The 19,396-nt window shown below is 45.4% G+C and carries 19 protein-coding genes; 5 read left to right on the top strand and 14 right to left on the bottom strand.

Annotated features, from left to right (window positions below; translation table 11 throughout):
* Positions 1 to 66 precede the first annotated feature (66 nt).
* Positions 67 to 606: a bacillithiol system redox-active protein YtxJ gene (gene ytxJ, locus V6W81_RS01130; protein WP_338541293.1), complete on the bottom strand. Its 540-nt coding sequence runs from the start codon at positions 604 to 606 to the stop codon at positions 67 to 69.
* A 232-nt stretch (positions 607 to 838) separates the two neighbouring features.
* Here ytxJ and V6W81_RS01125 point away from each other — a divergent pair, with 232 nt between their 5' ends.
* Complete coding sequence (locus V6W81_RS01125) at positions 839 to 1,717, top strand: hypothetical protein (RefSeq protein ID WP_338541292.1); 879 nt, start codon at positions 839 to 841, stop codon at positions 1,715 to 1,717.
* 118 nt (positions 1,718 to 1,835) lie between these two features.
* Here V6W81_RS01125 and V6W81_RS01120 read toward each other — a convergent pair whose 3' ends face one another.
* The 13 genes from V6W81_RS01120 to V6W81_RS01060 form a co-directional block, all read right to left on the bottom strand.
* Positions 1,836 to 2,264: a VOC family protein gene (locus tag V6W81_RS01120; RefSeq protein WP_338541291.1), complete on the bottom strand. Its 429-nt coding sequence runs from the start codon at positions 2,262 to 2,264 to the stop codon at positions 1,836 to 1,838.
* A 192-nt stretch (positions 2,265 to 2,456) separates the two neighbouring features.
* Positions 2,457 to 3,020: a hypothetical protein gene (locus V6W81_RS01115; protein ID WP_338541290.1), complete on the bottom strand. Its 564-nt coding sequence runs from the start codon at positions 3,018 to 3,020 to the stop codon at positions 2,457 to 2,459.
* Positions 3,021 to 3,127: 107 nt separating this feature from the next.
* Positions 3,128 to 3,355 (bottom strand): helix-turn-helix domain-containing protein, encoded by a 228-nt coding sequence (locus V6W81_RS01110; protein WP_145052049.1) that lies wholly within the window; start codon positions 3,353 to 3,355, stop codon positions 3,128 to 3,130.
* A 194-nt stretch (positions 3,356 to 3,549) separates the two neighbouring features.
* Positions 3,550 to 3,744, bottom strand: coding sequence for a hypothetical protein (locus V6W81_RS01105; RefSeq protein ID WP_338541289.1), 195 nt, complete (start codon positions 3,742 to 3,744; stop codon positions 3,550 to 3,552).
* 20 nt (positions 3,745 to 3,764) lie between these two features.
* Positions 3,765 to 6,551 (bottom strand): glycoside hydrolase family 3 C-terminal domain-containing protein, encoded by a 2,787-nt coding sequence (locus tag V6W81_RS01100; protein WP_338541288.1) that lies wholly within the window; start codon positions 6,549 to 6,551, stop codon positions 3,765 to 3,767.
* Positions 6,552 to 6,701: 150 nt separating this feature from the next.
* Positions 6,702 to 7,790: a low temperature requirement protein A gene (locus tag V6W81_RS01095; RefSeq protein WP_310144905.1), complete on the bottom strand. Its 1,089-nt coding sequence runs from the start codon at positions 7,788 to 7,790 to the stop codon at positions 6,702 to 6,704.
* A 323-nt stretch (positions 7,791 to 8,113) separates the two neighbouring features.
* Positions 8,114 to 9,088 carry a ring-cleaving dioxygenase gene (locus V6W81_RS01090; protein WP_338541287.1) on the bottom strand — a complete coding sequence of 325 codons (975 nt, stop codon included), beginning with the start codon at positions 9,086 to 9,088 and terminating at the stop codon, positions 8,114 to 8,116.
* 84 nt (positions 9,089 to 9,172) lie between these two features.
* Positions 9,173 to 9,403: a DUF896 domain-containing protein gene (locus V6W81_RS01085; RefSeq protein WP_430700962.1), complete on the bottom strand. Its 231-nt coding sequence runs from the start codon at positions 9,401 to 9,403 to the stop codon at positions 9,173 to 9,175.
* Between the two features lie 218 nt (positions 9,404 to 9,621).
* Positions 9,622 to 10,665, bottom strand: a complete 1,044-nt coding sequence (locus tag V6W81_RS01080; RefSeq protein ID WP_338541286.1) for an SPFH domain-containing protein — start codon at positions 10,663 to 10,665, stop codon at positions 9,622 to 9,624.
* 97 nt (positions 10,666 to 10,762) lie between these two features.
* Positions 10,763 to 11,644, bottom strand: a complete 882-nt coding sequence (locus tag V6W81_RS01075; protein ID WP_338541285.1) for a TPM domain-containing protein — start codon at positions 11,642 to 11,644, stop codon at positions 10,763 to 10,765.
* On the bottom strand, positions 11,641 to 12,672 hold the full coding sequence (locus V6W81_RS01070) for a TFIIB-type zinc ribbon-containing protein (RefSeq protein WP_056695325.1): 1,032 nt from the start codon (positions 12,670 to 12,672) through the stop codon (positions 11,641 to 11,643). Before V6W81_RS01070 ends, V6W81_RS01075 begins: the two co-directional genes overlap by 4 nt.
* A gap of 50 nt (positions 12,673 to 12,722) precedes the next feature.
* Positions 12,723 to 13,427 (bottom strand): PspA/IM30 family protein, encoded by a 705-nt coding sequence (locus tag V6W81_RS01065; protein ID WP_186381041.1) that lies wholly within the window; start codon positions 13,425 to 13,427, stop codon positions 12,723 to 12,725.
* A 227-nt stretch (positions 13,428 to 13,654) separates the two neighbouring features.
* The gene (locus tag V6W81_RS01060; RefSeq protein WP_056695323.1) at positions 13,655 to 13,873 is read right to left on the bottom strand and encodes a hypothetical protein; all 219 of its coding nucleotides are present in this window, start codon (positions 13,871 to 13,873) and stop codon (positions 13,655 to 13,657) included.
* Positions 13,874 to 14,102: 229 nt separating this feature from the next.
* Here V6W81_RS01060 and V6W81_RS01055 point away from each other — a divergent pair, with 229 nt between their 5' ends.
* From V6W81_RS01055 to pdxA, 4 genes are all read left to right on the top strand, one after another.
* Entirely contained in the window at positions 14,103 to 15,785 is a 1,683-nt protein-coding gene (locus V6W81_RS01055; RefSeq protein ID WP_338541284.1) for a PrpR N-terminal domain-containing protein, read from the top strand.
* Positions 15,786 to 15,951: 166 nt separating this feature from the next.
* The gene (locus V6W81_RS01050; RefSeq protein ID WP_338541283.1) at positions 15,952 to 16,938 is read left to right on the top strand and encodes a 2-keto-3-deoxygluconate permease; all 987 of its coding nucleotides are present in this window, start codon (positions 15,952 to 15,954) and stop codon (positions 16,936 to 16,938) included.
* 93 nt (positions 16,939 to 17,031) lie between these two features.
* The gene (locus V6W81_RS01045; protein ID WP_338541282.1) at positions 17,032 to 18,327 is read left to right on the top strand and encodes a four-carbon acid sugar kinase family protein; all 1,296 of its coding nucleotides are present in this window, start codon (positions 17,032 to 17,034) and stop codon (positions 18,325 to 18,327) included.
* Positions 18,324 to 19,325 carry a 4-hydroxythreonine-4-phosphate dehydrogenase PdxA gene (gene pdxA, locus V6W81_RS01040; protein ID WP_338541281.1) on the top strand — a complete coding sequence of 334 codons (1,002 nt, stop codon included), beginning with the start codon at positions 18,324 to 18,326 and terminating at the stop codon, positions 19,323 to 19,325. Before V6W81_RS01045 ends, pdxA begins: the two co-directional genes overlap by 4 nt.
* Positions 19,326 to 19,396: the final 71 nt, after the last annotated feature.

Below are 19,396 nucleotides of genomic sequence, written 5' to 3'. Positions count from 1 at the left end.
GTGTTTGGAAGTCACACCTAAATTAGATGCTGATGGCTCGTTACCTTGCTGGACTAATCGTCTCCATTAACTAAACGGATCTTGAGCCCACTGAATTAATCTCTTTTTCGTTATTTTACCGTGTGACGTATGTTGGATGACACGCCCCTGTTCAAGCAGCAGCACCTGCGGTGATTGATGAATAACCGCTGTCTCTTCCGCAATGTGGCGAGAAAGCGCGCGACTTTCGATCACCTTGACAATATAGTAGTCCATTCGCTGTCCAGACTCGGATGCATTGGAGCCTACAAAGGCCATAAATTCCCGATAGGCACGAGCACTCGTCGGACAGGTCGTGCTATGTTTAAAAATAAGTACAGGATGATCTTCCGAGTTCTGGAGTGCTTCCTGCCAGTCTTTTGGTTTAATCAATTCACTCACATGTTCACGGAGCGTCTCATGCGAATCAGAACGAATTCTTTTGCTAACAACAGAACCGATTAGTATGCCAAGGGTGATCCCGAATGCAACACCCAACGCTGTCTGGTTCGTAGCAATACCGATACTCGTCCCGATAGCGATGCCCACTAAAGTCCATAGAAGCTGATGATTTACTTTTAGATTCATTGAAGTTACCTCCCGCAGATGTTGGGTATATACACAGCATAACGCAAGGTATACTTGGGGTACACGGCTTGCTAATTGATTGTTGTTCAACGTGTCTTGCTTAGAAAAATTATACCATAGACACTCCTTGCGAACGCACGGATATGTTTATGTCACGGTACACTTTTGTGATACACTGATTGTAATTTGGAAACGATGAACATAGAGAACCAGAGAAAGGCGGAAATGCATTATGGCATATGCTTTTATGATTGAACCACAACAGTATACAGCCCTGGAAAGCGAAGATGAACTCATTGAAAAGTGTCAGGAGTGGGGGCTACTTTCAGGTAAGGCTACCAAGCTCAAAACGTTCTATTATAAAGGAAACGGGCTCAATCTGCCCTGCACCATCCTGGGTTATGTAGATCATATGGCTGCGGTCATTCAACTGGATAATGATCAAAGGCACTGCATCCATCCTTCGTATCTGAAGGAAATGCAGGCATCTAGCTACAGTGCTAGAGGTTTGGCAGGAGCTGGGACTGTTAAGGTGAGCGATTCAACCACAGCTACGACATCTACGGCGACATCAGAGGACGAGCCTAGCGCTAACGATGAACCAAATGTTGAAGCATCTGCACCACCAACGGTAACGATCCCTTCCGAGTACCCTGATCATATGGACTACATCGATGATGGTGATCACCGCGTTTCGGGTCTTGTTGGCGATCCGGATGGTTTGGTCGAGGAGTATGTTGGCCCCCAAAACAGTACTACTGCGGATGCTAAACCGAAAGCGAAAACAGCAAGTAAATCAAAAGCCATTAAGATTGATCTGCCAGATGGCAAAGTGAAGATGTCTGCTGTAGTTAAAGAATTCACGACTGTACCCAATCACTTCTCTGATAATGACGATGAAGTCATTATATATGAAGCAGTGGCGATTACTGAACCTGAACTCATTGAAATTGGCGAAGCCTGGTCCAGCCACAGTGCCACAATGAAGAAGCAAGAACTTGAAGTGGGAGACATTCTTTCTTTTGAAGGCAAAATCATTAAGAAGAAGCTGACTCGCAATCCGGTTCCTTACAAAATCAATAACCCATCCAAGATTCAAAAGGAAGGCTAGTTCATCACAGGCTGCTTAGCTGCTTGTGCAGTACCATATTATGTTGAAATAAAACCAAAAAACCTCAGGACAATCTTGCTGATGTCCATGAGGTTTTCTTCATATATAATGTATGAAATTACGCGTTGCTCGGCGTACAGCTAATTTGGAACTGAACACCAAACTTATCAGTCACCGATCCGTAAGCCGGGCTCCAAAAAGTCTCTTGAATCGGCATTTTCACTTCTCCGCCAACTTCCAACTTGTTGAAAATACGCGTTGCCTCATCGGCTGTGTCTGTGTTCACTGTAACGGTTATATGGTTACCAATGGTGTGTTCCATGCCTGGGAACGTATCGGACAACATTAATACAGAGCCACCAATCTGCAAGGAGGCATGCATAATACGATCTTTGGCTTCCGGCGGAATCGGATGATCTGGGCTAGACGGGCCTTCACCAAATGTCTGAATGGCTAGTACCTCTGCATTAAACACATCTTTGTAGAATTCTACCGCTTCACGTCCATTACCATCTGTTACTAGATACACATTCAAGCTGATTGCCATGCATTATTCATCTCCTTGGACTATAAATTCGTCTCATGCTACGGCCTTGCGCCAAGAGTATAAATGACAGGTTGTCCCTTTGGCAAGCAAGGATCTAGCAATAGCAGTTCTCTCGCCGTCTTCCATATTAATCAATAGCTACCCTGAGGTAGGATTGTCCTAAAATACTGATTTTATCCCTTGATCACGACGTTATCCCTTATTCAACCGGACACGGACGTAATGGATGATCGTAAGAATCACCCCTGGCACGAGTGCGGCAAAACTAGCATAGATCAGGCACCACTTCACAATCGTAAATACCGGTGTCAGTTCGGCAATGAATGGTGTGCGGAGCGGATAACGATACATCGTTATCGAAGCGCCTATATTTTCTAACATATCACAAGCCCAGCCACCCAGTGGAACCAGATTTAATTTGCGCCAATAACTCACAGCTGGGAGCACCCGGTAGAGGGCTGATATTAGAACTATCAATAGAAAGAGATAAGCTAACGGCCAGATGAGGTCAAACGTAAACCTTGCATAGATATAAGCACTGCGCCCTGTCTCTCCATAGCTTTCTGCCATTTGATATAGATCATCCGCAGTATACCAAAATGACGAATCTGGAGATTCGCCTCCTCCGGTTGCCTCTTTGGACTCCGCAGCCTGCCATGGCAAAATGAATGCGATAAAGCAAGCAAACAGCACAATCGCAGACACAACCCACTTCCAATTCACCCGATCATACAACCAGCTGGATAAGGTATTCATGCTGATCCCCTCTCTATACAGGTTTAGGCAAAATAGCTCATGATAAAAAAATAACCACTTTCCGAAATACAAATCGGTTAAATGGCTGATGTCATACTCTTATGCAATTAACGTTTATTAACGATATCATCGATCTCGCTCTTCAATAAGAGGTATCTGTGTACACTCCTCATAATCGGAACCTTGGTCAATTTATTTTTATCCACATACAGCTTCATCTGGTCTTTCGACAAACCTAATGCGCTGCCCGCTTCGGCAACAGTAAGTACAGCCGTTGGATTCGTTGCATTAAACGTTTTCTTCACTTTCTGGTTCCAGTCTTCAAATACCTGCATAGATCAGTTACCTCTCCCATCCATAGCCAGTACTTTTCCAGGCTGAATAGTTCAATTATAGCACATTTGTGATATCCGTCACTTCATCATCGCCATAACCCGTGTAACCATCCGCATTTTCCTTAACTAGGATGTAAAAAGACACCCTCACGGGTGCCTTCTTCTCTAATGCTCTGCTCGTTAGAGCTACGGGTTTATTTACGATTACGACGAGCCTTGGTCAAACGATTAAACATGATCAGTGCGGCAATGATCATGGCAATAATGGCAATGTTACCCGCTGCTTCATGCGACATACCGAACAATAAACCTAAGTTTGTGACCAGGCTTCTCGTAATCAGTGCTACCGCAATCAGCAGTAGTGGACTCCAAAAATTGTACCTTTTCATTCCTTGCAACACTCCTGACCTTACAGTGGTTTAAACTCGATCCAGTCGATCTGCAAGCCTGGTTTAGTGAAATCTAACTTCAATTCGTACACGCCGGCTGCAAGCTCTACTTTGACAAGCTTCTGTCTGATCCATTTTCCTTCCGTACCATTCGTTTGGATCGTTGTCATCAATTGGTCGTTCAACAGCACATTACAAGCACTTTGAGCAAGCTCAGGCTCTGGAGACATGATCTGTACGATGATTCGATATTGTCCTGCTTGGTCTACCTTCATATATACAGGTTCGTTCACAGCAGGTTTCACTTGTGTATTCTCAGCGAGCGGTTGAGCCTGTTGGGTTGAAAGAGATTCATTCGCTTGGAATGAAGCAATGGTCTCCAAAATCTCATGTTTTCGAGAGAAGACTGGCGCATTCATAATGAATGTACAGATGTTCATAGCAGAGCGCTGTAGCTCCCCACGAGTTAAGGTTCCATTTTCCAAAGACTCGATGGTGTTGTCATCCCAGCCGTTAATCTCTGCACCATAGTTAGGAACAACCATGTACAGATCATTCTGAGCGCGGATCATCCAGTTGGTGTATTTCCGGTCAGCTTCTCCACCTTCAACGACATCATTCATAATCGCCCACCAGTCGGTCATCACGATTCCCTGGAAGTCCCATTCTCCTCGAAGAACGGTTGTGTTCAGATCATAATTAGAAGCTGCCCAGTGACCGTTAATCGGGTTGTAGGAAGTCATGATCGAATTCGCGCCGCCTTGTTTCACAGCGATCTCGAAGCCTTTCAAATAAATCTCGCGGAGCGCACGTTCAGATACAACGGCGTCAACTTTACTCCGGTGCTTCTCTTGGTTATTACATGCAAAGTGCTTCAACGTAGCGTTAGAACCGCCCTTCATGATGCCTTTCGTACATGCCGCAGCAAATACGCCCGAAATCAGCGGATCTTCTGAGAAGTACTCAAAGTTACGTCCATTCAGCGGACTGCGGCGGATATTCAATCCAGGCCCCAGCAATGTGTCTACTTGATTTCTCAAGAGTTCCTGCCCTTCCAACACATACAGTTCTTCGACAAGCTCTGTATTCCACGTAGCTGCTAACAGCGTTCCAATGGAAACCTGCGTTGCCTTCTCTCCACTATCCATACGAATACCTGATGGGCCGTCTGCCGTACACGCCACTGGAATGCCGTAATTGAACAGACTGTCGCTAACCCCACCAAATGCAGATGCCGTACCAGAGGTAACGAGTGGACTACTCATTCCTTCACCTCTAATAATGGCAGCCAGGTCTTGATCACTTAACTGAGCAATAAAGGTTTCTAGACTCACTTGGCCATCCTTTACATCTCTCAGCTTGTAACCCTGATTCCCGGTTTGCTCCAAGGCTTGCGGCAGATTCTGCTGAATTCGGTCAGCCATGGAAACTTGGCGTTTCGGTACCGCTGTGTACACCAGTTCGTATGAACCGTCATCCTTGCGTGCACCTGGCTTCATACGTGTAAAGTCTTCTGTCGGCGCCATAACTTCTTGAAGCTGCTCTACAACCTGAAGCGCCTCGACCACATAGCCTTCTTGACCGTCAACAAGAACGTGTTCTACTTGTTTGACACTTGTCCCCACATGCAAGCGATACGTGCCTTCTTCTAATACATACGCAGATGCGTGACCGGTTACACCCTCATCATCGTAAGATGCCATCGTATGAACCGGGAAGCTGATCTTCAGACGCTCCGATGCTCCCGGCTGAAGCAATTTGGTTTTCCCAAATGCAGCTAATGATTTTAGAGGTTGCCCTAGCTTGCCTTGGGGTGCTTCGTAGTACACCTGAATAACTTCTTTGCCTGCATACGTATTTCCTGTATTGGTTACGTTTACATTCACTTCAAGGAAGGACTCTCCTTCTCTAGAGACACTTTTGGCCTCTTCAAATTCGGTTGCAAATGTGGTGTACGATAGCCCATAACCGAATTCAAATTGAACTTTCTCAGGTCGAAACGTTTCGAAATAACGATAGCCTACGTAAATATCTTCCTGGTATAGGTTCTTGAACTCATTCCCGTAGTTGCTCGTTGAAGGATAATCATCAATGGAATACGCAATCGTATCGGTTAATTTACCACTTGGCGTAACGTCTCCTGCCAATACATCAGCAATGGCGTTACCACCTTCCATCCCCCCATGCCATGAGTAGATGACCGCTTGAATGGGATGCACATAGCTCTCGTCATCCAGCCAGCTCATATCAATGATGTTAGAAACGTTTAGCACCACAATCGTCTGTTCAAAATGATTCGTCACCTGCTTCAGCATTGCTTGCTCATCTTCCGTCAACTGATAGCTTCCAGGTGCGTCTGCGTTATCCTGATCTTCACCTGCTGTACGTCCGATGACGATAATGGCTTTGGTAGATTTGCTTCTCGCCTGTGCTACCAATTCGTCAGTCAGAGGCATTTCCTTCTGATTCCATGGCTCTGCCGCCCATACTTTGCCACCATCATCGAATGGGTTGGCTTCAATCCACTTCTCATATACCGAAGCGAGCTCCTCATTCACGGTTAGATTCGTTTTGTTGCGTAATCCGTCTAACAAGTTCGTTGTATATGCTACATGTACGCTTCCTCCTGAACCTGTACCGCTGCGATAGTAATTAACCTGGATTCGGCCAAAAACTGAAACGTTTTCGTTATGCTGAAGCGGAAGAATATTCCCCTTGTTTCTTAACAATACTGCACCTTCTGCCGCAACTGTTCGACTAAAGTCTGCAAACCCTTCCAATGGAACGCCGATTAAATTTGTGCTCAAATGGTTTCCCTCCTGTGTGTCTGAGTAGTTTCTCTTGGATCTAGTCTCATATTAACAGATTCCCTATAAGAAAATAAATGAAGATATTCATAGGAAGACGAAAAAACCCTACAACTTTTAAAGTTGCAGGGTTAAATATGCGCTATTTATTCATGTTGTCATTTTGGCATAGATGAGGAAGAACGCCATGTTCTCTCCTACAATTGCATAATTCGGCACACGATAAATTAGATCTATGATGATAAAGGTTCCAATGACGCCAAGCATAATCGCCAAATGATATGGTCTCAGTCGCATATGTGTATATCTGTAACGGTGAAACACCAGCGACGTGGACATAAAGTACAACAGTACTGATCCAAACACAAAGCCCAGCATGAACAAATAATTGAGTTTATTCAGATACAACAGTTGAATTGAAGCTGCAATCATGCTCATAGAGATGTAGATGAACAAGTGTCCATATATAATTGCTTGACCAGCCGTCTGTATTTCTTTGCTGACCTTCTTCTCTACGTTGTCAAAGTACTGCCACCACAGTGCAATAACAAATACAGATGTAAATGCGATGAACAGTACTGACTTCAGATCCCAGTGATCCAGTTGTAATACCGCAATAATACTAACTACCGATTCACCCAGCAGAATGAGTGTAAACAACGCGAACCGTTCCAATAAATGATGCGTGTGGATCGGCACCTTCACCAGTTTTTTGCGACCGATCAAAGGAAGAATAATATCTACCGCAATCCCAGCGTACAGAATCACGTATCTAAGCCATGAATCAAAGAACAAAGAGCTGGTCGAGATTAATATCCCGATGAGAAAACATTGACCTAGGAAACGAGCGGCTTGTTGCTGCTGCTCACTCTTAGACTTATGGATTGTGAAATATTGAATCATCGTGAATACCCTAGAACCGATATAACCCACGAAGAAGGATAGATAATGCTGGTCAAAATCAACCGAGAGACTCGCTGTCATCACCATAACAGACAGGAGCTGTAGGATGAGAAATACTCGATGGATGAAGATATCCTGGCCATACCGATTGATAAATAAGGTCTGACCCACCCATGCCCACCAGACTGGAATGAAAATCAATACAAATTTCATCAGATATTCAAATGTAATCACTCCATGTTCGGCATGTAACAACACATGACTCGCTTTGGCCACCGCAGCTACAAAAAGCAGATCGTAGAATAGCTCTAGCCAGGTAACCTTCTTCTCCATAATCATCCGTCATACTCCTTCGTTCAATTTCATCTCGTTGCACATTCTATCTAGATTGAACTGAAAATATTTACACTGACCACTCCAATGACAGAACAACATTCCGATCGCTGTTATCCCCAGATTTTTCTGATTCCCTTTTTCTAAGGGCAAATCCGGGGATAGCGTATGCTTCCGATGTAGCTTTCTTCCAGAAAGCTTTCAGCCGAACACTTCGCTTCTTCATGTTATTTCTGCCCTCTCCGTTCTTGTGTAAATGTCTAGTTCAATCTAAATAGCCAAATTACACACCGCGTGCAATTTCTGCACGCGGTGCCTTGCTGTGATTAAACGGTCGTTTCCATTGGGATGGCTGTACGTGCTGGTTCCAACGTACGAACTTGGATCGGTTGCAGATTGTCTTCAATCTGTGTACGGTATTTCTCGAACCATTCTGGCAGCATTAATTTTTGACCCAACGTTTCTACAGGCTCATCTTTCGCAAATCCAGGTGGATCTGTAGCAATCTCGAACAGGATGCCTCCGGCTTCTCTGAAATAAATAGCGTTAAAGTACTGACGATCCCGCACTGGTGTTGGTTGATAGCCATATTGATATACAGCCTCGCCCCACTGTTGATGCTCCTGATCATCTTTGGCACGCCATGCGATATGGTGAACCGTACCAGCCCCGCCTACGCCAAGCGGCATACGAGCCACAGGCACATCAATTACATTGCCAATCTCACCAAAAGACTGATAACGTACATACTCCTGATCTTCACCTACTTTGGTGAATCCAAGGATTTTATCCAGTGCATCCATTGTTCTTGCCGGATTGACGCTGAATAATACGGCACCTCCAAATCCTTTAATGGCTTGGTCGGTTGCAATCCCTTCATGCGCCCAAGTGCTATTAGCACCCTCTTGCCGCTCAACCAGCTCAAGCCGCAGGCCTTCGCTATCTTCGAATTGAAGGAATTGTTCGTTGAAACGGCTTGTTCTCGTTACCTGAATATTATAACTTTCTAAACGATCTTGCCAGAAGTCCATAGACCCAGGAGGAATGACATAAGAGGTAATCCCTACCTGACCGCCGCCAATTTTACCTTTTGGAGATCCGGCTGCTGGGAAGAACGTGATGATCGTTCCTGGGCTTCCGCCTTCGTCACCAAAGTACAGATGGTATACGTCAGGAGCATCGAAGTTAACTGTTTTTTTCACCAAACGAAGTCCGAGAATACCTGCATAGAAGTCAACATTGGCCTGTGGATCTCCTGCAAAAGCTGTAATGTGGTGGATACCTGCGGTTTGAAGTGTCATGATAAATTCCTCCTTAGGGAATGGTTGATTGTGATGTTTGTTTTGTATTTTGTCTTAATATTAAGATATTAGTTTAAAAATAAATCAGTCTTGCTTTTGGTCTGCTTGTTCCTGTTTCAATCTGTCTGGAGTAACATCGTCGCCATTCGGATCATAGATGGTTGTGTTTAGTAGAATGTCGTTAATCGAACCCCGAAACGTTTGCAAATATTCCTGGCGCAGACGAGCCCGCTCCGCTTGCTCCATTTCGTTTAATCCTTCTTCTTTTGCTTTTCTTGAAAGTTCATTGATGCGATCTAATGTAGGAATAATCATCTTGATCTCTCCTTATATGTTCATTAATTAAGTTTAATTTGAATGTGTTTTGGTGTAATTTATTTTTAAATTAAATATCTTAAGTTAAAGATATATGATTTTGTTTTCGTTGTCAACACTTTATTTAAAAGTTAAAACATTGCCTTTCGTTATAACAAAAAAAGAGCTAACTGCACAGTACCATGTACTTGTGAGTTAGCCCGATCTTCCTTATTCCTCTAGCCAAGCTTCTGCCCGCAGTTCGGACAGAAGTTAGCTCCTTCATTTTTGGCACCACAGTTTGGACAGAAGTTAGGCTTCTTGCCTTCCGAGGATGAAGCGGAGCCTGAGTTATCGCCTTGATTTTGATTTTGGCTTTGATTTTGGCTCTGACCCTGGTTGTTCTGATTCTGGTTTTGGCCTGAGTTCTGATTTTGGTTCTGGTTCATGTTCTTCATCATTTCATTCGCCATGTTCATGCCCATCATCATGCCTGCCATATCCGAAGCTGCGCCGCCGCCTTGCACCTTACCTGAGGAGATGCCGTCGGTCATGCTCACCTGTTGGTACTTTTGCAGATTGCCGATCATCTCATGTGAAGCCGTCTTCGTAATCATATCCTGAATTTCTTGCGGATAGTTGAAGCTCATCACTTGGAAACCGGTAATGCCAATCCCGATATCCATCATCTGCATATCCAGATCTTCCTGAATCCCTTTGGCTATATCTGTTGCATTCGCCTGCAGGTTGAACATATCTTTTCCTTCACGGCTGATCCACTTCATCAGCAATTGATCAAGCACAGAGGTAATTCGAATTTTGACATCATCGACCAAGTAGCTCTGCTTAATGCCTGCAATCTTATCAATTAGCGTAACGTAGTCACTTACTTTGAAGTTAAATGTACCGTTGGCACGAATCGGCATCCCGCCCGGAAGCTGCGGCGTTGGAATTAATACTGGACTTTGGGTTCCCCATCTCACCGTAAATTCCTTCGTATTCACAAACAACACTTCAACGCGCATACCACTATTAAAGCCAAACTTGAAACCTTTCAGCGTCGACAGAAACGGAATAATCTCGGAATCAATGTTGAATGAGCCTTCATCCTCAAAAATCCCTTCCACTTTGCCGTTATTCAGGAAAATCGCATCCTGACCTGCACGAATAATCAGCTTACTGCCTTTCTTGATCTCCCGATTGCTCCACTTCCAAAAGATCATATCATCTCTGAACTCTTCCCATTCCACCACATTCGAAAATTGATTTCTGAAAAAACTCATACTCAATCCCGTCCCTTCTATAGTAAACATGCTGCATCGTCACACGAGCACCACGTTCTACGCTGTATTACTGTGATTGATTATCATGGTGGGCTAATTAGAACGATCGGCTGCTACCACTATGGGAATGTCCCCCGCGAGTGGTACCACCGCCTCCTCCTCCGCCACCATTATTGTTATTTCTCTCGATTTTGGTCTTGGTCACTGTTGTCCGAATATACCGATCTCCGCGATCTACCACACTAGAAGCACCTGAATCCTCATACGTTGCACGATTGACGGTTACGCGTCCGCCCGAATTATATGCCATAATGCCTACCACGATCCCACCAATAACCACAGAGACCGCGAGTTGAAACCATGTATTGAACAGAATATTATCAGGGTTCGCGTTCGAACCTCCACTAGGATAATTACCTGAACCCGTACCTGAACTTGAGCCAGGATAAGTAGACCCTGTACCTGAATCTTCATCCAGAGGTTTGTCACCTAGGTACTCATATGCCATCGTAAGATACTTCTCAAAGGCTTGGCTGTAGTTACCGTCGGATAGGTAAGGAGCAATCTGAGCCGTAATCTCATCAGCTCTGCTATTGGTAACGTAGTCTTCCCCTTTGTAGAAACCACCCACATACACGGTACGATTGTACATATCCAAAGTCATAATAACCGCATTACCATGAGGCTTATCATAACCGGGTGCCTGCTCATCATAGTAGTTCTCTGTGAACAATTCATCCGTGATCTGCTCCTCATTATTCGTCGTAATAACGATGAGGTCTGTCTCGCGCTCCGCACTGTACTTATTTGCCAAGGTATTCAAATCTTCAATCTCTTGCGAGCTAAGCAAATTAGCTTCATCAAGAATCAGTTCTTTCGTTGCCGCTGCCGCGCTTTGCGCTGGAATCCACGGGGCTGCAACACACATTACTATGAAGATGAAGGCGGTCATTAACGCAATGTACCTTCCCTTTTTCACAGGAAGCCACCTCCCATCATCCATGCCACAACCTTAATGGAGAGAAATGATACGGCCGACACGCCTGCGAACCATCCCGCGACTTTTGCTTTGCTGATCGGAGGTCTACCCACGACCTTACCTGTCTGACCATTCATGGCAAACGTGTATTCCGTGCGATTAAAGTCATAGTACACCATCCACACGGGGAGCAAGACGTAATCTGCATTTTTCAGTGTGGTATCAATCTGTTTATCCGTATAACTCACACTGGTGTACCCCGATACAGTAGAAGCAATGTAAGATTCAATATAAGGTTGCGTTTTTTCTTTAGCTCGGGGATAGAGCTCTTCATCGGTATAGCTATATTTTTCCGCAATATAACCCGCGAGATAAGGCGTTTTGAAATCCTTCAATTGGTTGTAAGGAAACGGCTCTAACTTATCCATCAGTTTATCATCCATTTTCTTGGATGCATCAATGGGCAGATTCACATAATTCAGCCGGATTTTCCGGTATATCTCATAATGCTGGGTTTCGGTATAGTGATAATCACCCTGCGTGTAGCTTCTCACCTTGGTGGCACGACCATGAACTTCAATTCTGTTATGTAACTCATATAACCAGAAGGGCACGTAGATTCCGGTTATTTCTTTGATTCGGTCAGCCGTCATGAAGCCACTTGGCGTAAGCAGGCCGTTTTTGCACCACTTTTTGAATGCTTCCTTCGCAGTCTCCTTCGTAATAGCAAAAGGAATCACCATCGCTGGAGCCAGCTCTCCGCTCAATCGGTCACTTAAGACAACCGCAGCTCCGCAGAAGCTACAAGTTGTTGCACTCGTATCTGCATCTGTCACAAGGTCAGCCCCGCAACTGGTACAGTGGTACGACTTGATTTCGTTCTCTTTAAACACCTGTTTCTTGAGTGGGTCTGGAATCTGCTCAATATTATCCTGTCGCCCACAACTAGGGCAGGATAGCATTCCCGTGTTCCCATCAAAGTTCATCCCACTACCACAGTTCGGACATCTGTATTCAATAACCGGCATCTGCTCACCTCAATGTCTTAAAAATGTATTCGTTACATCTACAAATAGGCTCACTTATCGTTCAGTTGCTGTTGGATGGCTGCAAGCTCTTCCTCAGCCGTTGGCACTTTCTTCTGTTCATTACCCGTTTCGGCATTCATGTCCTTCTCCAATTGTGCAATCAATTCGTCCAGGTCATCTTCCTGCGCACCTGCCCGAAGCTCTGCCAGAGCCTCTGCTTCGTTCAATGCTTGATTAGCCTTGTCTTCCATTGCACGGAGTGCATCGTTTGCTCTACCCGCCGATGCGTTCTGCTCATTAGCCTGTTGCTTGGCCTTGGCATCTGCCATTTTGCTTTTCAACTCAGTATATCTCGCTTCCATCGTCGCCATATCCGCAATCAGTTTATCCTGCATATGCTTCATCACTTTGGCTTTGGCAGCGGCTCGATCATAAGCAGCTTGTAATTCATTGTGCTTCTCAGCCTGCTTCGCTTTTTTCTGCAGGAATTGGAGCGCCTTATCCTCATCTCGGGATTCTGCTGACTTCTCTGCATACCGCTGAAGCTTGCGTAGTTCCGCACTCGATTCATCCAAAGCTCTTCTTGCTCTACTCTCATCCGAGAGGACCGCAGTCGCCTCTGCTTTTACCTTTCCAAGATCACTGCTCAAGCTACGCATAACCTCATTTACCGTTCTCTCCGGATCCTCAGATCGGCTTAACAAGCTATTCATATTTGCCTTCATCACGTCCCTAAACCTCGACAAGATTCCCATAATTTGTTCCTCCTCCGATAAGTTCATATGTAACTATAATACATGAATATGAGGTTCGAGGTTTCACATTTCACGATTGCAAGTGGAGTTACTCCGATCCACATCCGTACGATAACAACGTAATATAAGAAAAGACGAGCACGTATAGTGTCGCCTTATATTCTTGTATAAACACACAATAACTCAATTATCCATCCTTCTCTCACACTCCACAAACACTTCCCGAACTACAGTTCCACTGGAAGGCTCTCCACCGCTGTGAAAAAGACATCTAATAGCTCAACATTGTATATTGTGCGAACGTATTCGGTTATTAATGCCACATCCTCTTCCCTCTGATACTCCAGACATGGACGGCCCTCACTCCACAGCACCCTGCACGGGAACTTCCCAACAATATCTTTAATGATGTGATCCGATTCAGCCACTTTATGAATATCTCCCATATGAACTCTCCTTACTTCTCCACACTGATGGTGTGCAATTTTCCATTCATTTTGAAATACATGACGGTTCGGTTCAGTGCACTACATCACATTCGACTCAAAGAGTTGCGGCAACATACCATATAGGCATTTTGTAGACATGACCGTGTTGGTTCCTCCAAAGGTGCCATTCCTCCACAAGTTGGCTATAATAAGGGGATCAATGATTTCTATAAAAGGCAGGAAAATTATGCGTACACGAGTTCACTTTATCGCTCCCTACGAATCAATGATTCCTATCATACAAGAGTGCATTCCTCGCTTTCCCCAGTTAGCCATTCAGACGGATGTGGGCGATTTGGCGAACGGTGTGGAATTAGCCACTCAAGCTGAGAAAAACGGTGCAGAGATTATTATCAGTCGTGGCGGAACGGCTCAATTGATTAAGAAAGCAGTGACCATTCCCGTCATTGATGTGCAGTTATCGGGCTATGATATGATTCGTTCACTTACACTGGCAAGCCAGTTTAACGGTCAAACGGCCATCGTTGGTTTCTCCAACATCACCTCTGGTGCACAATCCATTATTGATCTGATGGATCTGCCCCTCAAGGTCTATACCATACATAGCTCGGAAGATGTGGCACGATTGCTCTTGGAGTTGAAAGCTTCTGGTTACCGTCAGATTGTCGGAGATGTGATCACTGTCAACACCGCCAAGACCTATGGTCTGGAGGGATTGTTGATCCAATCCGGCCAGGAATCTATCCTTAGAGCGATGGAGGATGCACAGCTGGTCTACCGTTATTTGAGCAAAAATCATGCGATATCGATCATCCTGAATGACCTGGTCACACAGGAACATCCGAATTTGCTTATTTTAAACGAACGCAATGAAGTCGTGTTCGAGAACCTGACCGACTTTGAGAAAAATCCGCTGACCGATAATCACATGTATCTGACCAACACCAGCCTGGAATTTCATCAATCCCAGATCCAAAATGTGTTCATGGTGGACGATTATCAACTCACGGTCAATGCCTATGTAACGACTCTAAACAACAATAGCTACAAGGTATATATGCTGGAAAAAGGACAACCCTATACCTTTGCACAATTCGGCATAACAACTTTCACGGATGCATCGATGGAACCCATCGTCGCCGAGTCCCCTGCCATGCAGGCAGTATTGAATAACATTCGGGCACTGTACGAGCATCATGAACCGATCTATCTGCTGGGTGAAGCGGATTCCGGTAAATCTTTTCTGGTCAAACACATTCATCAGATGTACTCTGGTGGTGGACTTTTATTACAGATTGATCTCTCGCAAGTTCCGTCCGGTCATTTGCACAAGATACCACTAGCCAAAGTTCGAAATGTAGAGATTAATCATATGGAAGCACGTATAATAGATCCGGAGTTGCTCTCCTTTATCCAAGACTGCCTTCGAAGCCAGATTGGGGTGTTTATACTCGGGGAGCAAGCATTGACCCCACAGTGGTCACTCGATCTGGAGCTTAATACGATCATCATGCCAAATCTTGCGGAAAGACCCGAGGACCTGGCTCCACTTATGCAGCATTTCCTTACAGGTTACTACCAGAAATACGGAACTACTGCGGTGAAGATCAAAGAGGATGCACTACAGCTCATCCGGGATCAGATCACGAATATGAACGTCAACCAGTTGAAGCATCTGATTAAGCAGGCTGCACTCAATGAACAGGATTATGTAATCACCACGGCTACCTTGTCCCGCTTGCTGGGTCAGCAACCTTCTGCAAGTCACATGAAGTTGAACGGTACGCTGAAGGAAATTGAGAAAGAAGTTATTCAGTCCGTACTTCAGGAGGAAAATAATAATCAATCAAAGGCCGCAGAACGCCTTGGGATTAACCGAGCCACATTATGGCGTAAACTTAAAGATTAACTTTAAGTTTGCGTCTTTTTTATCGCCTTTTTGTGTTGCATTTTTAAACACTTTGGATTGTACTTTAAATTTACAATAATTTATTGTTGCTATATTAAACATTTTGGGATAACATAATCCCTGCAAACGCTTTATAAAAACGATTACTTCATAAGGAGCTACTACTATGAACATTAAAGCAACTTTAGATCGCATCCCTGGCGGTATGATGGTCGTTCCCCTGCTACTTGGTGCAACCATTAATACATTCTTCCCGAATGCTCTGCGCATTGGTGGATTCACGGAAGCTCTCTTCGTTAACAGTTCCAGTACGTTGATCGCGTTGTTCCTGTTGATTGCGGGTACACAGATTACGTTCAAAACAGCAGGTTCATCCGTCGGTAAAGGTGTTACCTTGCTGGTCGTCAAGTGGGCGATCGGTGCAGCACTCGGCCTCGTTGCCATTATATTTGCCGACTCAAGCGGGTTATTCTTAGGTCTTGCCCCACTTGCCATTATTGCTGCCATGACCAACTCGAACGGCGGTTTGTACATTGCACTCGCTGGTCAATACGGTAAAGAAGATGACAAAGCCGCCTATCCATTCCTCGCACTCAGCGATGGTCCATTCCTAACCATGGTAGCGCTCTCCATCTTCGGTGCGATGGGCTTTGCCAACGGCATGTTCTCTCCTATGGCTTTCGTTGCTGTATTGCTTCCGCTCATCGTTGGTGTCATTATTGGTAATCTGGATCGCAGTCTGGCGGATTGGCTGCACAAAGGCAGTGACAAACTTGTTCCGTTCTTCGCCTTCTCACTTGGTATGGGAATCAACTTCTCCTCGATCATCCAAGGTGGACTTGGTGGAATCTTACTTGGCGTTCTGACTGTTCTCCTCACAGGCGGAATTGGATATCTGTTGTTCAAAGCGATTGGCTGGAATCCCATCGTTGGTGCTTCCGAAGGTTCAACAGCCGGAAATGCGGTAGGTACACCTGCTGCCATCGTGGCTGCGAATGCTTCATTTGGCCCTATTGCCGAGATTGCAACAGTACAGATTGCCGCGAGTGTTGTTACGACGGCTATCCTGTTACCGATCTTCATCGGGTTCCTCTCCAAACGACTGGAGAAATCAGGCGGAGTCGAGAAATACAATCAGCGGCCATCCACATAAATGGTTTTCACACGACCTAAATATGCTTAATCTCTGCTTAATTAATGATCTGAACGGACCTATAAAATTGTGCTTACAAGGAGGGATGACTGCATGAAATTAGCCATTATTGCAGATGATTTGACCGGTGCCAATGACAGCGGGGTGCAGCTTGCCCGCCATGGCTTGAAGACCAGTGTTCTTTTTAATATGGATGAGGAGCCTCTTACACGTTACGATGCCGTCGTCTTTGATACAGATAGTCGCTCTATATCCTCGCAGGAAGCGTATGAACGTGTATATCAGGCAGCTCATTTGCTGAAGAACAATGGATTTGATACGATTTTCAAAAAGATGGATTCGACCATGCGGGGAAATATCGGCATCGAGATTGATGCTCTGTATGATGTCGTCAAACCTGATTTTATGATGATCGCTCCAGGCTATCCGAAGAATAACCGTACCATCCTTAAGGGTATCCATTACCTGAATGGCGTTCCGCTTGCAGATACCGAGATTGCTAATGATCCGAAGACACCCGTAACTCTTTCCTACCTTCCAGACCTGCTGAAGCAGCAGACGAATTATGAAGTAGGCGAAATTACGATTGCTGATCTGGAGGTTGGCCAAGGTCACATTCAATTGAAACTGGAACAATTTAAACAAAATAACATTCCGTATATACTCGTAGATTCCACAGAAGAACGGCATCTGGAGATGATCTTGCAGATGACTCGCGAGCTAGAGTATACCTTTGCCTGGGCAGGATCTGCTGGCATTGCTAACTACCTCCCTGCTCATTACGAGCTTGAATCCAAGTCCGCCGAACTGACAATACCGAGGAATCCCGGCCCCATCCTGACGGTTGTGGGCAGCGTGAACAAAAATTCCCGCGAGCAGTTAAATCTACTGCTGAAACAGACACGTATCTCGTCCGTTCTATTCCACTCTTTCAAAGCTGTGTCTACGTCAGCAGACCGAGCAGAGGAAATAGAACGTGTCTATGCAGAGGTGAGATCCAAAGCGCTGGAAGGACAAGATGTCGTCCTATACTCCACCGCAGAACAAGTCGATATTGAACTGGCACGGGCAACGGGCGAATTGCGTGGTCTCAATCACACGGAAGTCAGCAATGAAATTGTACTGGCGATGGGTGAGATCTGTGCCAGACTACTGGAAGAGGGACTTTTCAAAGGGGTATCCATGACGGGTGGCGATACGGCTAAACAAATCTGTCTGAAATGGAATATTAGCGGCTTCGAGCTGCTGGATGAGCTTGAAATCGGTGTGCCGATCTCCAAGTTTATCGGGATTGATGATCTGCACGTGATTACCAAAGCTGGCGGCTTCGGCAAACCCGATGTCTTTATCCATGCGATTCAAAAATTAAAAGGGGGTATTCTCGTATGAAACCTACAATTGGAATTACGATGGGCGACGCAGCAGGTATTGGGCCGGAGATTATTATGAAAGCACTGGGTCATCAAGAGATGTACGATCAGTGCAATCCACTCGTTATCGGTGATGCGAAGATTCTAGCGCGCGTGTTGCCGGTTATCGGCTCAAGTCTGAACGTCAACGCTATTCAAGAGCCTTCCGAAGCCAAATATGAATTCGGTACTGTGGATGTGATTGATCTAAATCTCGTTCCTGCCGATCTGGAATATGGCAAAGTTTCTGCCGTGGCAGGAGACGCAGCATTTCAGTTTCTTGCCAAAGCCATTGACCTTGCCAAAAAGCAGCAGATTCAATCCATCTGCACGGCGCCTTTGAACAAAGAAGCTTTACACCAAGGGGGGCACCTGTATCCGGGACACACCGAGATTCTGGCTGACCTGACGGATACACAGGACTTTTCCATGATGCTGACAACGCCTAGTTTAAGAGTCATTCACCTGACAACACACATGGGTCTGATCGATGCCATTGCAAGTATCAACCCGGAAAGAACCTATACCGTTGTGAAGCTTGCTCATGATACGTTGAAAAAAGCAGGCTTTGAGAATCCGCGCGTAGCCGTATGCGGAATCAATCCTCATGCCGGAGAGAACGGCTTGTTCGGTAACGGAGAAGAAGAAGAGAAACTGCAGCCCGGCATTGAGCGTGCGCAGCAGGAAGGCATTAACGTCGTTGGTCCACTCCCGGCGGACACACTCTTCTTCCGCGCAGGCCGCGGCGACTTCGACATTGTGGTAGCCTGCTACCATGACCAAGGCCATGCACCGATCAAAGTGATGGGCATCGAGGAAGGCGTGAACATCACCGTTGGCCTGAAAGGCGGCATCATCCGTACGTCAGTCGACCACGGTACAGCCTTCGATATCGCCGGCAAAAATATCGCCGATGATAAAAGCATGCTGGCTGCCATCCGCTCTGCTATTGAGCTGGCTCCGAAAGATCAAGTTTAAAAGCATCCTGCACACGGGCACATCAGTGAGTCTGGTCAGGAAACTATCTCTATGTAGATGTATCTTTATAT

It is taken from the genome of Paenibacillus tundrae (assembly GCF_036884255.1).
Lineage (GTDB): Bacteria > Bacillota > Bacilli > Paenibacillales > Paenibacillaceae > Paenibacillus.
This window is presented reverse-complemented; position numbering and strand designations above follow the sequence as displayed.